The sequence below is a fragment of the Paenibacillus sp. sgz302190 genome (assembly GCF_059820445.1).
The window spans coordinates 380,858-395,851 of the sequence record NZ_JBZYAO010000001.1 but is presented as its reverse complement, the minus strand read 5'-3'; the positions used below and the strand labels follow the sequence as shown (position 1 = coordinate 395,851).

Sequence of the window (14,994 nt, the reverse complement as noted above, 5' to 3'; positions counted from 1 at the left end):
GGTAGGTTTATTCGCCAATAAGAATGCGGTTCTACGCGCTTTAGCGCTGTAAAGAACTTAAACATTCTTATGTGGTAAAAATGGCCTGTACAGCCTTATGAATTTCTTCATAGGACGTACACCTGCATATGTTGGATTCCAGCCATACCCTGATTGTTTCTTCGTTCGCATGGGGATCGGCATTCCGCAAGCCCTCGCAGTTTACGATAAAGCCGGGAGTGCAATAACCGCATTGGAATGCCTGATTTTGAACAAAAGCTTGCAGTACCGGCGAGTTCGTCAAGCCCTCGATCGTTATCACTTCTTTTCCGCCGGCTTCCACGGTGAGCATCATGCACGATTTTATAGGCGTACCGTTTACCAAAATCGTACACGTACCGCAGTCTCCGTTGTCGCAGCCGGACTTACTTCCCGTGAGGCCGAGGTTGTCCCGAAGCGTGTATAAGAGTATATCCGCGGCTCTTACTCGAACTGTACGCTTTTCGCCGTTAACTGTAAATTCTACCGGATACATCATAGGATCGCTGGCTGACATGCTTCACCTTCTTTCCAATAAATGTACCGCGTCGGCTATCGTTTGCCGAAGCACAAATTTCCGGTAAGGAGCGGATCCTTCCGCATTATCCAGCAATGGAGCGGGAAGTTCGCCGATCGCCTGTTCAATTCTGGCTGCCGGCGGCATCGAGGAGTCGTTCAACGACCGCTCGATTTCGACGGAGCGAAACGGGAATGCGCAAACGCCGCTGAATGCGATCCGAATCTGCCTGTTTTTCTTAAGAGCAGCCGCGGTTACGAGAGGATAGCCGACATTGCCGATCTGCCTTTTTTTGAAATGAACGAACGGCAGCGACACATAGTCTCGGTCTGTTAAAGTTTGTACAAGAAACTCTCCTTGCTGCAATCTCAACTTCCCTAAAAAAACGTGGTGAATCGGAACCTCTCTTATTCCTTGTATTCCTGCTATGATCATGCGGCTGTTTGCCAACAGAAGCGGGAGCACGGACTCCCGATAATGAATGTTGCCGCAAATGTTTCCCCCGAGCGTGATTTGATTCCGGGCTGTTTGGTCGGCGATTCCTTGCGCCGTTTGACTGAGCAGCGGGAACGGATTCGCCGCGGACAAAGCCGATAACGTGACGCAAGCTCCGATTACTAGCTTATCCTTATGCATTTCCATAACGCTGCACTCCGGAATGGATTTCAAATCGATCACAGCTCCCGGATGAATGGAGTCAGTTCGAGACCATGTGATAATTTCCGTCCCTCCGGCGTAATATAGCGGCTTCTTCCCTTGTTTGTGCAGCAGCTGAAACCGCTCAACTGCCTTCTGCATGGAGGAAGGTCTGTAGTATTCGAAATCAAACGGAATCATGGATTGTCCTCCAGATCGTCTCGGGCGTCAGAGGCAAATGATTAAGCTCTACTCCGGCGGCGGCGGCCAGGCTATTCGCTAATGCTGCGGGCATGCCGATCAACCCATGCTCTCCAATCCCCCGCAATCCGTAAGGCGCTTCCAAATGAGGCGTCTCGACGAATTCAACGAAGTACGCCGGCTGCTCGCCATAACGTATCAATTTGTAGGTTCGAAATTGCGGATTGAGGATGGCCCCTTGATCATTGAATAGAAAAGCCTCCCGGCTGGCAAGGCTTAAGCCAATACTCATAGCGCCCGTAATTTGGCCGCGGGCTAATTCCGGATTGATCACCCTGCCGGCATCGATGACCGTCGCCGCCTTAACGATTTTGTACGTGTAATCTCTTGTATTCCATTCCACTTCTACCGCTTGGGCGCCTACCGTCCACTCCGGGCCTGGATTTCCTTTGCCCGTCTCCGGGTCCAACATGGTCAAATTTCGCATCGCATAGCTCCCGCGGCCGATGACTTGACCGCCGATCGTATTCCCGTTTGGGAATTTGTATCCGTTCGCGATTTTTTCGATTTCGATCCCGATTTGGGGGCGATCTTTGCGGTAAACTTTACCTCCTCCGACATCCAGGTCTGTCGGCAAGCATTGCAGTACGACCGAGGCAATGTTTTTTAACCCGGCGATCGCGTCGTCGGCCGCCTTCAGAGCTGCATTGCCGACTAGAAAAGTGCTGCGGCTTGCCACCGTTTTCCAATGGTGAGGATCGGATTCGGTATTTACATCCGTCGAAATATGGATCATCCGGTCATCCATACGCAGCCGTTCGGCCAACAATTGCGTAAGCGCCGTCCTCGTGCCCTGCCCGATCTCTACTGCACCGCACAGCAAATTAACGCTTCCGTCGGGATTAAACACAACAATAGCTCCCGCACCGGCGTCCGTCGGGGTACTCGAATTTTTCCAGAAACAACATACCCCCTTCGCCTTGATGAGATGGCCGTCGGTTTCGGGCAGGGACCGGTCGTCCCAGCGGATTAATGATTTCAGTTTTGCAATGCACATGGGCAAATTGCCGACATTGCTTCTATTCAGCAAGGTTTGTGTCGGGGATGTATCCCCCGGTCCTATCGCATTATAAAACCGGAATTCCAAAGGATCCATTCCCAAACGACCCGCCAATACATCCATCGCGCGTTCCATGGCGAACGTCATTTCCGGATGGCCGAATCCGCGGAACGAGGTGGAATAGGGGCGATTGGTGTACATGCATAAGGAATCGCAATATACGTTATCGATGCGATAAGGCCCGGTGCTGTCGGCAGCTCCCGCCCTGCTCATGACCGCACCTCGATCCGAATAAGCGCCGCCGTCATACAGATGCAAAATTTCCGCGGCCATTAATTTTCCCTCACGGGTACAGCCAAGTTTGATGATGGCATCCAATCCGATATGGACCGGAGAAGAGATCATGTCCTGCTCTCTGGAGTTAACCAATTTAACAGCTTTTCCACCGACTGCACGGGATGCCAAAAAAGCAAGAAATTCCATCTGAATCGCCGCTTTGCCCCCAAAACTGCCTCCGACCAGAGGCGTGTGGACGACGACTTTGTGAAGCGGAATTTGAAACGACTGGCTGATTGCTCTTTGGATAATATAGGGCGATTGCGAAGCGGAATGAATGATCACTTTTCCGTCGGGGAAAATCTCTGCCGTACTGCACCGCATTTCCAATGCAGCGTGATCCGATTGCGGTAAACTGACCCGGACTTCAATAATATGATCGCTTTTTTGCCATCCTGCTTCCATATTCCCCTTGCGTATTTTGGTTCGGTTCGCAATGTTGGTTCCCGGTTCCGGGTAAACCTCTTCGCGCCGCTTGTACGCGGCAAGGTGCTCATGTATGAGCGGAGCATCTTTCTTATAAGCTTCGGTTGGAGAAAGTACGGCCGGTAAAAGCTCATAATCCACTTTGATTTTGAGTGCCGCCATCTCTGCCATATATTCTTGTTCCGCGACAACAAGGGCGACGGGTTCACCGTAATACCTCACTTTGTCAATCGCGATCGGCGGCCGGTCGGCCAGTGGCGATCCGGTCAAAATCGGGTAATCGTTTCCCGTGATAACCGCTTTTACACCCGGGATTTTCATGGCTTCGGACGAATCAATCGATTTTATTTTCGCGTGAGCATGGGCGCTGATCGCTATTTTGGCATGTAAAAGTCCCGGTCTCGGATTATCGTTCACATATCTCGTTGTTCCTGTAACTTTCTCCCAAGTTTCCTTTCTGGGAATGCTTTTCCCAACCGATTGAACGATCTCAGCCCCCTCCTTTTCCAAGTTCTCCATATCTCATATATATACAGGATTTGTTGTCCGTATTATCGTTGCTGGCTTTGTATATTTTTCGGAATTTTTTCCAATCGGTTAGGGCAAGATATGTTTCGGGACTACGCTGGCAAAAAGAAGCATGTCCCATCACATTAACGAGGAGTGAGACAGAATGGCTGAAAAAAACGATCGCGATGCTGAGCGCAGCACGAACGATGTGGCCGGCGTTGACGCCGGAGAAGCTGTAGGAACCGTGAGCGGCGGTGTCGCTGGCGCCGTCGTGGGTTCTCTTTTGGGACCTGTCGGCACTGTTGCAGGCGGCATCGCAGGGGCGGCATTGGGCAACAAAGCCGGTGAAGGCGCAGGAGATAATGACGATAAGGATTCAGAATAAACGGCATCTGCATTAAAACAAAAAGGGTACCGGGGAAACCCCTGTACCCTGCTTTGCTTTATAAACGGGGTGGTACCAGCTCACATCCAGCCTTGTTGATGAGAAATCGACTTTTTCAGGACCTCTTTAAAACTCATTGGGGGTCGACCGATCAAATTAGCTAGAGCAGGATCGACTTGCGCGAAATCGCCCTGACGGCTCGCTAGAAACATCCCCATCCGCATATTTACACTCGCTTCCGGCACACCTTGAGACATCATGCGGTCCCGAAACTCTTCGTCCGACACAACGATTCGACGGATGGTCCGCCCCAAGACCTCGGAAACAATTGCCGCAATCCCTTCCATGTCAATTGCTTCGGATGCCGTAAGATTGGGAGTCATGCCATCTAATTTCTGCTCGCTTATGATCGCCGCCGTAGCTTCGGCCAAGTCGGAGTGGGTTGTCCAGGCAACCGGACCGTCCTCAGGAGCGATCAATTCCCCAGTTTTTATTGCTCCGCTGATCAACATTAGCGCCGATGCGGCGTAGTAGCCATTGCGGAGCGACGTGAAGGCAATACCTGAAGCTTTCAGCAGTTTTTCGGTAGCTGCATGGTGAATCATAGGAGCGAAGTGTGATGTCGGGGAAGAACCCATGTGACTTGTGTACAGCACCCGACTAGCCCTTGCTTTCTTTGCCGTGTCAATCGCTGTTTGATGCTGCCGGATACCATGCGGGATATCAGCCTCACCCAGGATGCCGGACGAAACGATGAAAACCTGCGACGCCCCCTCAAAGGCGTGGTGCAGACTTTCGGCATCGTCGAAATCGCCCCGACGGACACGAACTCCACGTTCCTGAAGCTCTTGTGCCTGATTCGGATCGCGGACGCTGACACCGATCTGCTCGGCAGGTACACGCTTAAGTAACTGCTCTACCACAGCCCGACCCAATTTCCCGTTGGCTCCGGTAACGATAATCATGACAACAACATCCTTTCATTTTGTATATAGTGTTTATCCACGAACAGTCTTACCGTTTCTAAATTGCATATTAGGGAAAGAAGCGCCGGCTATCTCATTTTCGGGTATCGCTTCTTCAATTTTCTTAATATCGTCTTCAGTCAGACGAATATCAAGCGACTGCAAAGCCTCTTGAATATGAGCCGGTGATACGGTTCCAATGAGCGGTATGATGTCTTCACCCTTGGATAATATCCATGCAAGCGCCAGTTGGGATACCGTCATTTGTTTATTTGCGGCGATCTCACCCAGATTCTTGGTCAGAGCAACATTTTTTTCTATATTTTCTTCAAAAAATAACGGGACGTAGCCGCCTTTGCTCTTTTGGATTCGCTCCTCTGTCCAATTGCCGGCAAGGAGCCCATGAGCCACCGCCCCAAAAGCGACAACACCGACCCCCAATTCCCTTGCTATTGGCAAAATATCTTTTTCTATTCTTCGGTTAAAAAGCGAGTATTCGACTTCCACCAAGCTGATCGGATGCGTTGCATGCGCTCTTCTCAATGTCTCTGCATCGATCTGGCTGACCCCGATATGCTTGACATAGCCGGCCTGAACCAGTTCGGAAATGGCACCGATCGTTTCTTCAACAGGGATACCCAGATCGATCCTTGCAGGCTGATAGAGATCGATATAGTCAAGATGGAGTCGTTTGAGCGAATAGGTAAGATAGTTCTTAACATGATGGGGGGAGACATCCAGTCCGTACAGGGAACCGTCAGGCGCATTCAATACCCCAAACTTCAGCGAGATAAAATATTGATCCCTTTTATACCCCTTCAACGCTTCGCCAATGACCATCTCGCTTCGGCCTGCACCATAGAAATCCCCCGTATTAAGATGATTGATTCCACTCTCCATTGCGGTATGAATGGCGGCAATGCCGGTGCCTTTAACGGCTTCATCGGCATTTGACATGTGACCGCAACCGAGTCCGATTCTGGATAGATCCAGTCCGTTTTTTTGATAATTCATCATGATAACCTCCTAAATTATATTTTGTAAAATAAGTAGCCATCTACACAATAATTTAAAAAAATAAACGAATACATAGCAAATTCATAGCTTTGACAGCTGCTTTTCAACGTTTTCAAAAGCATGGGTCAACAGAGAAACAAACATGGCTTTTTCGTCATCTGACATACCTTGGGTGACCAATTCTTCAGATTTCGATAAGGCACCACTCCTCACGCCCGTCGGCAGGGTTACTATTGCGCGTGATAAATCCGGATTTCCCCAGACCGTTCATGTCGAACACACTTTGCATAGGTTTCCCCTTGGATTCGTGTAGATGTCTACACTATATATTCAGTTTTTAGTTTTGTCAATGAGAAGTTTCAGATGTGTCGTTGTGCTGTTGACGATGTTACCTCATCGTGTCACCTTAAAGATATGACACAGGAGAAGATGATGACATTGATTCGGATACCGGTCATCATTATTTGCCGATATCCGAAGTGGTGAATGCGATTTTCGCGTTCGGATGCAAGAGATTTGGGGCAATGCCACGACATCCTGTGCATCGGATTCTAAAAAATTCGGCGCATGGGATCAAAATCTTATGACGGAATGGCATATCCGGTACCGCGGCCGCGGCGTTATGATTTTTTGACACGTTGAGAAGAACTCGACAGTCGTTGGAAGTCTATTCAAAACTTGCAACTACCGATGCCCAGCAGGAACTGTCGTTATCCGACAGGTCCTTAGCAGTAAAGGCGGCCATGAAATTGGCGGTCTTATCCATCTGCTGTTCAAAAAAAATCGACAGGTCATCATCGATTACGTCACGCAACATCACGATTTCCATTTTACGTATTCTCCCGTTTGTTCAGTAAGAAAAAGCTGATCGGCGAAGATTAGTATTTGTCTCCGTTACAGTGAACAGGCAAGAAGTGATCAACATATTTTTCTTGTTCAGCGTCAAATAGTTACCGATTGCATCATCCAATTTGGGTGTACCAATTCCGGAATTCCAGAGCAAGTTCAGCTCTGCTCAATCGGGCAATCCATTCGGGTTCCAGTGCATGTGTGGTGTCCGATACGGCAAATACCAATACCCCCGATTCGTTCATATCAAGGAAAAAACCTTCCTTATTCAGCGAATCAAGCGCTGCCACACAGCACTCGTATACTTTCTCTTTAAATTGCTCGTGGCGTTCCGCCGATTTCATGCCCTTCACTTCGTTATACAATAGATTGGATATTTCCGAAAAACATTCGGCTCCTTCAAATTCATGATCCCATTCCCCCGGACTCCAGCGATAGTAAACGGCATCATCAGGGTCGCCGGCAATCATTTTGTTCAAGTGATCGGTTGAGTTTACCGCCGGACAAACGGTGATTGCGTCTGAGTCGGAATACAAGGCGTAACCGCAAAAACGCTGTCCTGGATATTTGTTTCTGACCCGTTCGAACGCCTCCTTGGCGGCCGCCTCGATTTTTGATTGCAGCACTTGAAAATCCATGTTTCTCTCCTTTGTTCTTGTTTAGTTTGCATAGTACACTTTACCGATTCTCCAAACTTCAAGCGAAGTCCTTCCCCCTGAAAAACCGAATTTAGTTTGTTGCATTTTTTTCCATAGATGTGAGGGTTGCAACCAGTACAGTTGCGTAAAACGTTGTTTCTTATGTTTTCACCCAATCCAATCTCAAGGAGGACATTTTATGAAATTTAAAAATGTATTCGCATTTATGAGCGCGTTGGTATTATTTTTCTCGATTTCGGTAAGCGCATTTGCAGCTACTACCTCTATTGCAATTCCTGCTAATAATGTAACTGGAACACTTGGTTCCGTAAGTGATTCGCAAAACTATACATTTACAACGCCTACTGGATCCAAAAAGCATTTTTATTACAAAATAGATGGACCTTCTGACCAGATTTATAAAGTTTCTGTTTACAAAACAAACGGTTCCACAGCATCCGGCTCTGTCATTCAAGGTGTACAAGGGTACGCATTATTAGATGCTAATACAAGCTACAAACTGGTTGTACAAGTGTACGGTCAGAATTATGTGCTAGCTCAGATCATACGTTTTACATTACTGCTTACTACGGCAACTAGTAAAGCATAACAGGATCGAGAGACCCTCACCTCTTGACGCTGTTAAACAGAAAGAACCCCGCGAACCATTTATCTTTGGAGATCGAGTTATCGATACAAAGATTAAATGAGGAGTAGGGTTCTTTTTTTGTAAATCAAGACAGAAATCACCACCTATTTAGTCAACAATAGTAAACCCAGGAATTCTCTGCAAAAGCGCGCGTATTTCGCTCAAAGGCAAACCGCTCTTCTTAGCCAACACACTGGCATCGCCAATTACAGCGACACATTCCCGATCCTGATCCGTATAAATATCCAAAATCAAGCCGATCTTGTTCGGCCATTGTTGCGAGATTACAAAATCCCGCGCTTCCGCCGGATTCAACAGGCAAAAGCATGGCCATTTGGGAATAAGAATCCCGCTCATGTCACAGTTCAACATTCGGCATTCGTGCATGCGGGCGGATGAAAAATCGCACTCTGACACGGATGATCTGTCCATATCTTCCCAATCGCCAAAATCACAGCCGGAATAATTGCCCAAGAACTTGACGCGCAAGAAATGTACGCCCTGAAAATGAAAGTCCTTCAAGGCTTTCTTTTGATCGAAAACTCCTCCATACATCCTCACTCCGGCAAAAGTCATCCCTCGCGTATCAGCCTCCGAAATTACGGCGCAATCATGCAGCTCCATGTTCGGGCCCAAAATAGTTACCTGATCCCGCTTAAGCTCAATCGTTTGGCTGGAAAGCACTTGAATATTCATCTTTTCTCCTTTGTCTTGCACCATTTATGTTGATAAATCAATATCTCCAGTATATTCTATCGTATACCAATTAACGGAAATTAGGAAGGTAAGACTCTCGTCAGAAATGAAATACTCCATACCATGACTATTTTCCATCAATAGGGAAATATTTTTTGCGTCATCAACTATCACAACATCGCACTTATTTATAAAGTTTTGCTCGAAAAATAGGAATGCAGGGGCGCTTTTCATGAATAAGGAAAAGGAAAATTCGTTCGCGTCTGCGGACACTTTATTTGCACTTTCACCGATGGAAAGGTGCCCTTCCGTCTTCCAAGGCTTATATTTTTCGAGTACCGCGAAAATATATTCGCAGCCCTGCTCCTTCGGAAGCAAGGCCGCTTTTATGGACATCAGCTCCGCGACGCGCATCAACTCTTTCGCATGACTAAATTTATGCAAATCCATGGCTTATCACCTCAGATATGATTTTTGCCGCCGCTTGCCCAGACCTGCAATTCTAATTCTTGCTTTATGCCCATTTCCATTCTCGTTCTTAATTGCACATACTTTTCCATCATCGGATGATCGTATCCAAAGAAAGTGCTGATTCTGCCTGTCAACGTGTCATCCTCATGCTCATTACCCCACTGAAACAACTCCTGGTAGAGGTCGATTACAGACTCTTGATTGAGCGGAGAAAACCTTACAGGGTGCGGAACATCAGCCAATTTGAATTCCAACAGATCGTGCAAAACATGAAGCCAGTGTTCCATCGTTCGTTTATCAGGGGTGTGGGCTTTGAGATCCGAGATGAGTTCACTGAACGTTAGCTCGACCATTTGCATGGACATGTAGCCCCACCAATGGCTCCCCGTTCCATTGCCGTACATTTCCCAAAACGGCTCCATTAATATAGATTTAATTTGCTTTTTCTGCGTACTGCCAAACATGGAGATGCCAAGGATCAGCCCCGCATTGCAATCCGTTGATGCCTGTTCTCCCCACGCAAGCAGCCTGGGAACGATTTGTTCATTAGCGAATTTAAAGCTCAGAGCGGGTAAAAGTTCAGGGAAAAGCGGCTGCCCGTATACCTTTTCCAACTCGCTCTCCAACCGTTCCCGATGCGATTCACAAGGAAGGTGCAGCAGCCCGAGACAAGCATCTGTACAAAGATGCCATTCGTTAACACCGATGCAATCCACCATATAATCGATATATTTCTCATACCCCAAATACCCCATCACATGAAGAACCTCGCTGGGCATTCCTTCCTTAAGCCGCCCCTGCTCAAAGCAAAAACGATCGATCTCCTCCGCCATGGCCAAGTCTCCGCATCTCATAACAGGGTCAAGCAGCAGCGTGTACCTGTAATCGGAAGGCTGCTCTGCGAACATTTGAAATAAAGCCGCTGCATCCTCCCGGGCTCCATACTTAGAGGTTATGCGGCAATAGGATGCAAGAACGCCTGCATCTATCTTTTGACCGGATCTCAACAGTTGAATAAGCTTTTCTGTGTTTGGAATCATCGCTACACTCCTGTTTATATGTATGACCTACCAGAATCGGCGCTCTTCCAGCGGTACCTCCCAAACGATTTCGTCGAGCCATGCCTCGTACCACTGCAAAAAGGACATATGGCCAAGATCTTCGCCTGAGAGTGTTTCAGGGAATACTCCGCCAAAATCTCCCCGGTAGTCGCTCCACACTTTTCCATATTCGCTACCTTTTACAACAAGTAGGCCCAGGCCACCGCCGCCCCAATCGCATACACGGATAGCACCGGCTATCCGGTCGACCGAAAAGTAATATTCCATCAAATCGTCTTTATTTGGGGAACCCTCCTCCATTGCGCGTCTTAGCGGCTCATAGTTCCAAGCCGATACATACGCGAAATCTTTTCCAGTATGAATGGTATCATGATTTCCTGCGGGTATCCGCGGGTCTATGATCGTTTCCGCGCTAAGCGGAACGATTCCACGGCCGGGACCAAACCCTCCATTCCCTATTTCGGACAAAAAACACTTGAAGTCATCGGGAATTTTAATATTCAATTTTTTCTCAAATAAAGAGATTTCATCAGCGTTGAGCGTGGGATTAAAGGATATTGTTTCCTGCTGAGGAGGAAGCGTTATTTTTTTCTTCCTAATTTCATTTATTTTTTGCAAAATGGATTGAACAGACATCATGAGCACTAGCGCACACTCCTTTAGAAGCGTCTTATGACATCATTCTACCATGCAACTCTCTTTTGCAAAAATGATTGCTCGGCTATAAAAAAAGTCCACCGAAAGGTGAATAACCTTCCATTGGACTTTTCCTTTCACTTTGCAGCTATTCGCTGCTCCATGTCACCGCGATCCACACATCCGCCAACTCTTTGCTTTCAAAAAACAGGTCCAGCTTGCTTTCCGCACTTTCCGGCACGGCAATCTCATGCACGCCGCCGCTGAACTTGCCGATGAGCAAATTGCCCATTCGCTTGTCCTGCACAAGCGTCGATTTCTTCGTTCGATCGGCCGTTTCGTAGACTTCCAAGCTGGCGGGAGACGAATGCGGGGTGCGGACAATCAAATCGAATCGCTGCATGGTTACTTTCCCCCGGCTCCAAAACGGAAAGTGCTCCGCGCGAAAATCGAGCGAAAGATTGTAAAGCGGATTGCCCCCCTCCGGACTCTGACTTTGGCTTTGGCGCTGGAATTTCGCCCATTCCGTCGGGAACTCGTGGCGTACGGAGAACAGACGCACGGAGCCCGGGGCGAGCGCTTCCTTAATCAAAGATTTCAAGTTTTTGACGGCATCATCGCGTAACCGGGCGCCGCCTTCGCGCGCCGTGTAGCGGATATGCAGGATGACGTCGCTAATCGAGTTGTAATCGAACTGGCGATGATCGCTCGGCAGCTCCAACTGCCATTCGCTGATGACACCGGAGTTCTCGAACGGCAAATACCGCTCGTCGCGAAGATTAGTTTCGAACAGTCCGCTGTCGTTCTGGGCCGTGCTCGTAACGATCGCCTGCATGCTCCCGTAGTAATCGCTGAACCGGTTGTCCTCGCCTTCCCGATTGCGCGCATAGCTGTCCCCCATGCCCGCGTCTTTGCGAATCGAGCTTTTGTTCAGCTTCAGGGTGCAATTCACCGAAGTGTAAGGACCGGCCACGCAAGGAATGCTGATGGCCACGTTTTTGATGCGGCGGAAAAAATGCCCAGGCCCATCCATATCAAAAAGCTCTTCAGGCAGCGATACCGTACATGTCCCTGCAGTCCGAAGCTGCAGCAGCGCCATCGGGTCCAATTGCACAAGGCTAACGTGCTTCGTAAGCTCGTATTCGCGCTGGTTCTGCTCGTGATAGGCCATCTCCATCCGCTTCAAATCGAGATAGAGCTTTTCACCGGCCAACAATCCTTCTTTGCCGGACATGTAGCCGAATTGCAAAAACGTCAAATCCGGCTTTCCCAGCTCGTGCTGCAGCGCCCGTTCGGCTTTCTTCGCGATATCGAAGGCGAATTGGAATACTTGCGCATACATGCCGCGAACTTCGCGCTTCAGCCACGTATAAAAGGCTTGGTTTGTTTTTTTGCCGTGCTTTTCGTTGGTGAGAAAGTTTTCGATTTCCTGCGAATGCTCCATTTGCTTCTGGTGATTGAGCCACTCGCGCTGGGCGATGTTCTCGCGAATTTGCGCGGCGCGCAGTTGTTTGAAAATTTGGTTGATTTCGCCGGCGGCGGCATTGCTCTGCTGCCCCCAGTCCTGCTCCCGGCGGGTGTAAGCGCCTATTTTGGCGGCGCGCCCCGCTTCATAACTCAAACGGTCGGAAATTGCGAGCGCGACGTTTGCCGCAAACCGGCTCACTTGCGACAGTTTGGAACCGCCGGAGATGTTGGTAGATCCTCCAAGCCCCCAGTAATGGAGATTAATTTTGAAATCGGGAATTAATGACAGCCCTTGTGCCGAAAGGTTCAAAAGCTTGATCGCATCCTGGATGCCGCGCGCCTGATCCGATTTGTCCAATTCTTCCGCCTCGTATTTGTTCACGATTTTGCCGCCGGAATCGCCCAGGTCTTGGGCAATGTCGATGTCTGCGGCGCGGTGCTGCAATTCCGGTTCGACGCTTTTGAACTTTAATTTGTCCAAAAGGCTCGTGTCCAGCGGATCAAGACCCGGAATTTCGATTTCGCTCTCCTGTTTGCCGAGCATCCGCTCATAGTAAATAAATCGATTGGCGGCATTGGCAAGTGAAGTTTCCAGCCCTTCGCGGCTTTTGATTGCCTCTTGCCATTGCGCGTACTTCACTTGATGGATCAGACCCATCATTTCTTTCTCGTGTTTGGCGCGCAAAATCGACAGCGCCTCGTTGTCCTCTTTCTCCATCGCCGACAGCAGGCTGCCGCCCAGCGATTTGACCTCTTGGCAAACCTCGGCTGCCTTTTGCACGAGCAGTTGAAAGCGCACTAATGGCAGCGGCTGGTTGACCCCTGCGACTACGCCTCCCGCATCAAGGCCCGAGGCGGCCGCGCGCGCCAGCAAGGCCGGGTCGATAGGCGGCTCGAACAGCGGCAGCTGGCGGAAAATGCCTTGCAGGTTCAAGCTGTTGCGGATTTTGAACAATCGGTCCGCTACCGTATCCCAGTAGCCCATCAACTTGTCGTTATGCGGCACGCAAAAATAGAGAGATGTGCCGATGCTGCTTAACGCCGCGAATTGGTCGCTTGAACCGCCCGCCTGGGGAAACGGCGCCAGGTCAAACAGGATCTCGCTTTCCATTTTTACCAGCGTGTTGCCGAGCTCATCCCATTTGTCGCGCACGCGAGCATAGGTGAGCGGCGCCAAAGAAGCTTTTTTGGGCACGGCTTGCGGACGCTCGCCCAAAATCAGCGCAGCAAGCACATAAATTTGCGTCGCCTCGTTAATCGACTCGCCGGAATCCTGGCGGAACAGATCGTCCCCCCATGAGATGAGATTGTCCAAATAAGCCATGACGGCCTTGTACATATACGCCGTCTGGCGGTAGCGCGCGACGAGGTGAGGGCGAAACGGCGAATCCTTCCATGCGCCGATACTGTTGATCGTATCTTGTTTCAAAAGCGAATCGGCCCCCGAGGACAAATTCATGAGGATGTCTTCGATTTGCTTGACTTCGGTGTATTGAAACGGCTTCACCTTCCAGTATCGCTCGGGAACCGCCCCGTCGCTGCTGTCCGTCGGATCGAAAATGAAATGGAACCAACGCTGGGCGTCCTCGTAGCGCTGGTTTTTGCTTAAATGAACGGCTACTGCCATCGGCACATGATAAAACAATTCCCAATTATAGATGGAATAGGCTCCGCCGGACGTGAAATCAAGATCGCGCACCGGATACGGCTGTTGAACCGCTTCGGTCGGAGTATATTGCGTTTCGGTAAATATATCCCGGTACAAAACAGGACGCGGCTTGCCTCCCAGCAGCTGTACATCGGTCCCGATCGGCACTTCCACGACGCTTGGCTCTGTAAGCCGGCGCAGCTTGCCGTCTTCGCCAATGATAACGACCGCTTCGGGCAAGGTTACTTTTGCGGCGTCCAACAACGAAACGATCTCACCGATGTCGAGATCGGCGGTTGTGCCGTCATTTTGCAATACGCGCGTGCCATGCTGCGAATCGTGGGCAATGACGCTGCCGGGCAGGACAGCCTGATTGCCGCCTGCAAGCTTGATTTTGACGCTGTCCGGCAGCGTTACCGCGACGCTGCCCTGGAGTGTAATCGCCTCCGATTCGGTCGGCCGGGCGGGTTTGGGTATCGTCAGCGCAAGTCCGATAGGCAGCGCGATCCGATAGCTGAACGGCAGCGTCTGAAAGGTGCCGTCGTCGTTCGCTTTGTATTCGGTGTCGGCAACCTGCAATCCCGGTACCGATTGCTCGTTCAGCCGCTTGACCAGCTCACCTACGTAAGGGTGTAAGTGCGAATAGAAGCGGTAACGCAGCGTGCGGGTCAAGGTGATGATGTTGCGTTCGCCTATTTCGGTCACGACGACATCCTCGGCGGCATTCAAATACCTCCGGGCAATGGAATCCATCACCCCGTGAAAAGGAGTCGTCACATTGTTTTTGGCACTATTCATATGCATTCTG

14 protein-coding genes and 1 pseudogene are annotated in these 14,994 nt (G+C 49.6%); 3 read left to right on the top strand and 12 right to left on the bottom strand.

What is annotated here, in order from left to right; translation table 11 throughout:
- Positions 1 to 67: 67 nt before the first annotated feature.
- Genes AC6RNO_RS01840 through AC6RNO_RS01830 form a run of 3 tightly spaced genes read right to left on the bottom strand, consistent with a single transcriptional unit; the run spans position 68 to position 3,713 of the window.
- Positions 68 to 517, bottom strand: a complete 450-nt coding sequence (locus AC6RNO_RS01840; RefSeq protein ID WP_497104627.1) for a 2Fe-2S iron-sulfur cluster-binding protein — start codon at positions 515 to 517, stop codon at positions 68 to 70.
- Between the two features lie 21 nt (positions 518 to 538).
- A complete protein-coding gene (locus AC6RNO_RS01835; RefSeq protein WP_497104338.1) occupies positions 539 to 1,372 on the bottom strand; it encodes an FAD binding domain-containing protein in 834 nt (277 codons plus the stop codon).
- A complete protein-coding gene (locus AC6RNO_RS01830; RefSeq protein ID WP_497104337.1) occupies positions 1,359 to 3,713 on the bottom strand; it encodes a molybdopterin cofactor-binding domain-containing protein in 2,355 nt (784 codons plus the stop codon). The genes AC6RNO_RS01835 and AC6RNO_RS01830 overlap by 14 nt, the downstream gene beginning before the upstream one ends.
- Positions 3,714 to 3,867: 154 nt before the next feature.
- Here AC6RNO_RS01830 and AC6RNO_RS01825 point away from each other — a divergent pair, with 154 nt between their 5' ends.
- Complete coding sequence (locus tag AC6RNO_RS01825; protein WP_474680947.1) at positions 3,868 to 4,089, top strand: hypothetical protein; 222 nt, start codon at positions 3,868 to 3,870, stop codon at positions 4,087 to 4,089.
- 80 nt (positions 4,090 to 4,169) lie between these two features.
- Here the strand turns inward: AC6RNO_RS01825 and AC6RNO_RS01820 are convergent, their stop codons facing one another.
- Complete coding sequence (locus AC6RNO_RS01820; RefSeq protein ID WP_488437128.1) at positions 4,170 to 5,054, bottom strand: SDR family oxidoreductase; 885 nt, start codon at positions 5,052 to 5,054, stop codon at positions 4,170 to 4,172.
- Between the two features lie 33 nt (positions 5,055 to 5,087).
- On the bottom strand, positions 5,088 to 6,071 hold the full coding sequence (locus AC6RNO_RS01815) for an aldo/keto reductase (RefSeq protein WP_497104336.1): 984 nt from the start codon (positions 6,069 to 6,071) through the stop codon (positions 5,088 to 5,090).
- A gap of 493 nt (positions 6,072 to 6,564) precedes the next feature.
- Here AC6RNO_RS01815 and AC6RNO_RS01810 point away from each other — a divergent pair.
- Positions 6,565 to 6,702, top strand: a pseudogene (locus AC6RNO_RS01810) (Tn3 family transposase); the annotation flags it as partial.
- Between the two features lie 36 nt (positions 6,703 to 6,738).
- Here AC6RNO_RS01810 and AC6RNO_RS01805 read toward each other — a convergent pair.
- Together AC6RNO_RS01805 and AC6RNO_RS01800 are read right to left on the bottom strand one after the other, a co-directional pair.
- Positions 6,739 to 6,900, bottom strand: coding sequence for a hypothetical protein (locus AC6RNO_RS01805; RefSeq protein ID WP_488437130.1), 162 nt, complete (start codon positions 6,898 to 6,900; stop codon positions 6,739 to 6,741).
- Between the two features lie 133 nt (positions 6,901 to 7,033).
- On the bottom strand, positions 7,034 to 7,558 hold the full coding sequence (locus AC6RNO_RS01800) for a DUF4303 domain-containing protein (protein ID WP_474680943.1): 525 nt from the start codon (positions 7,556 to 7,558) through the stop codon (positions 7,034 to 7,036).
- 199 nt (positions 7,559 to 7,757) lie between these two features.
- On the opposite strand from AC6RNO_RS01800, the gene AC6RNO_RS01795 reads away from it, so the two are divergent.
- On the top strand, positions 7,758 to 8,168 hold the full coding sequence (locus tag AC6RNO_RS01795; protein ID WP_474680942.1) for a hypothetical protein: 411 nt from the start codon (positions 7,758 to 7,760) through the stop codon (positions 8,166 to 8,168).
- A gap of 147 nt (positions 8,169 to 8,315) precedes the next feature.
- Here the strand turns inward: AC6RNO_RS01795 and AC6RNO_RS01790 are convergent, their stop codons facing one another.
- From AC6RNO_RS01790 to AC6RNO_RS01770, 5 genes are all read right to left on the bottom strand, one after another.
- Positions 8,316 to 8,831: a pentapeptide repeat-containing protein gene (locus AC6RNO_RS01790; protein WP_474680941.1), complete on the bottom strand. Its 516-nt coding sequence runs from the start codon at positions 8,829 to 8,831 to the stop codon at positions 8,316 to 8,318.
- A gap of 96 nt (positions 8,832 to 8,927) precedes the next feature.
- Positions 8,928 to 9,353 (bottom strand): hypothetical protein, encoded by a 426-nt coding sequence (locus tag AC6RNO_RS01785; protein ID WP_474680940.1) that lies wholly within the window; start codon positions 9,351 to 9,353, stop codon positions 8,928 to 8,930.
- A gap of 11 nt (positions 9,354 to 9,364) precedes the next feature.
- On the bottom strand, positions 9,365 to 10,414 hold the full coding sequence (locus AC6RNO_RS01780; RefSeq protein WP_474680939.1) for a hypothetical protein: 1,050 nt from the start codon (positions 10,412 to 10,414) through the stop codon (positions 9,365 to 9,367).
- 27 nt (positions 10,415 to 10,441) lie between these two features.
- Positions 10,442 to 11,074, bottom strand: a complete 633-nt coding sequence (locus tag AC6RNO_RS01775) for an SMI1/KNR4 family protein (RefSeq protein ID WP_497104625.1) — start codon at positions 11,072 to 11,074, stop codon at positions 10,442 to 10,444.
- A gap of 145 nt (positions 11,075 to 11,219) precedes the next feature.
- The gene (locus tag AC6RNO_RS01770) at positions 11,220 to 14,984 is read right to left on the bottom strand and encodes a Tc toxin subunit A-related protein (protein WP_497104335.1); all 3,765 of its coding nucleotides are present in this window, start codon (positions 14,982 to 14,984) and stop codon (positions 11,220 to 11,222) included.
- Positions 14,985 to 14,994 lie beyond the last annotated feature (10 nt).

What these genes read in the sequence shown, in the direction of transcription:
- AC6RNO_RS01840 (WP_497104627.1), bottom strand. Translation starts at nt 517, where the DNA reads ATGATGTATCCGGTAGAATTTACAGTTAACGGCGAAAAGCGTACAGTT.
- AC6RNO_RS01835 (WP_497104338.1), bottom strand. Translation starts at nt 1,372, where the DNA reads ATGATTCCGTTTGATTTCGAATACTACAGACCTTCCTCCATGCAGAAG.
- AC6RNO_RS01830 (WP_497104337.1), bottom strand. Translation starts at nt 3,713, where the DNA reads ATGGAGAACTTGGAAAAGGAGGGGGCTGAGATCGTTCAATCGGTTGGG.
- AC6RNO_RS01825 (WP_474680947.1), top strand. Translation starts at nt 3,868, where the DNA reads ATGGCTGAAAAAAACGATCGCGATGCTGAGCGCAGCACGAACGATGTG.
- AC6RNO_RS01820 (WP_488437128.1), bottom strand. Translation starts at nt 5,054, where the DNA reads ATGATTATCGTTACCGGAGCCAACGGGAAATTGGGTCGGGCTGTGGTA.
- AC6RNO_RS01815 (WP_497104336.1), bottom strand. Translation starts at nt 6,071, where the DNA reads ATGATGAATTATCAAAAAAACGGACTGGATCTATCCAGAATCGGACTC.
- AC6RNO_RS01805 (WP_488437130.1), bottom strand. Translation starts at nt 6,900, where the DNA reads ATGGAAATCGTGATGTTGCGTGACGTAATCGATGATGACCTGTCGATT.
- AC6RNO_RS01800 (WP_474680943.1), bottom strand. Translation starts at nt 7,558, where the DNA reads ATGGATTTTCAAGTGCTGCAATCAAAAATCGAGGCGGCCGCCAAGGAG.
- AC6RNO_RS01795 (WP_474680942.1), top strand. Translation starts at nt 7,758, where the DNA reads ATGAAATTTAAAAATGTATTCGCATTTATGAGCGCGTTGGTATTATTT.
- AC6RNO_RS01790 (WP_474680941.1), bottom strand. Translation starts at nt 8,831, where the DNA reads ATGGAGCTGCATGATTGCGCCGTAATTTCGGAGGCTGATACGCGAGGG.
- AC6RNO_RS01785 (WP_474680940.1), bottom strand. Translation starts at nt 9,353, where the DNA reads ATGGATTTGCATAAATTTAGTCATGCGAAAGAGTTGATGCGCGTCGCG.
- AC6RNO_RS01780 (WP_474680939.1), bottom strand. Translation starts at nt 10,414, where the DNA reads ATGATTCCAAACACAGAAAAGCTTATTCAACTGTTGAGATCCGGTCAA.
- AC6RNO_RS01775 (WP_497104625.1), bottom strand. Translation starts at nt 11,074, where the DNA reads ATGATGTCTGTTCAATCCATTTTGCAAAAAATAAATGAAATTAGGAAG.
- AC6RNO_RS01770 (WP_497104335.1), bottom strand. Translation starts at nt 14,984, where the DNA reads ATGAATAGTGCCAAAAACAATGTGACGACTCCTTTTCACGGGGTGATG.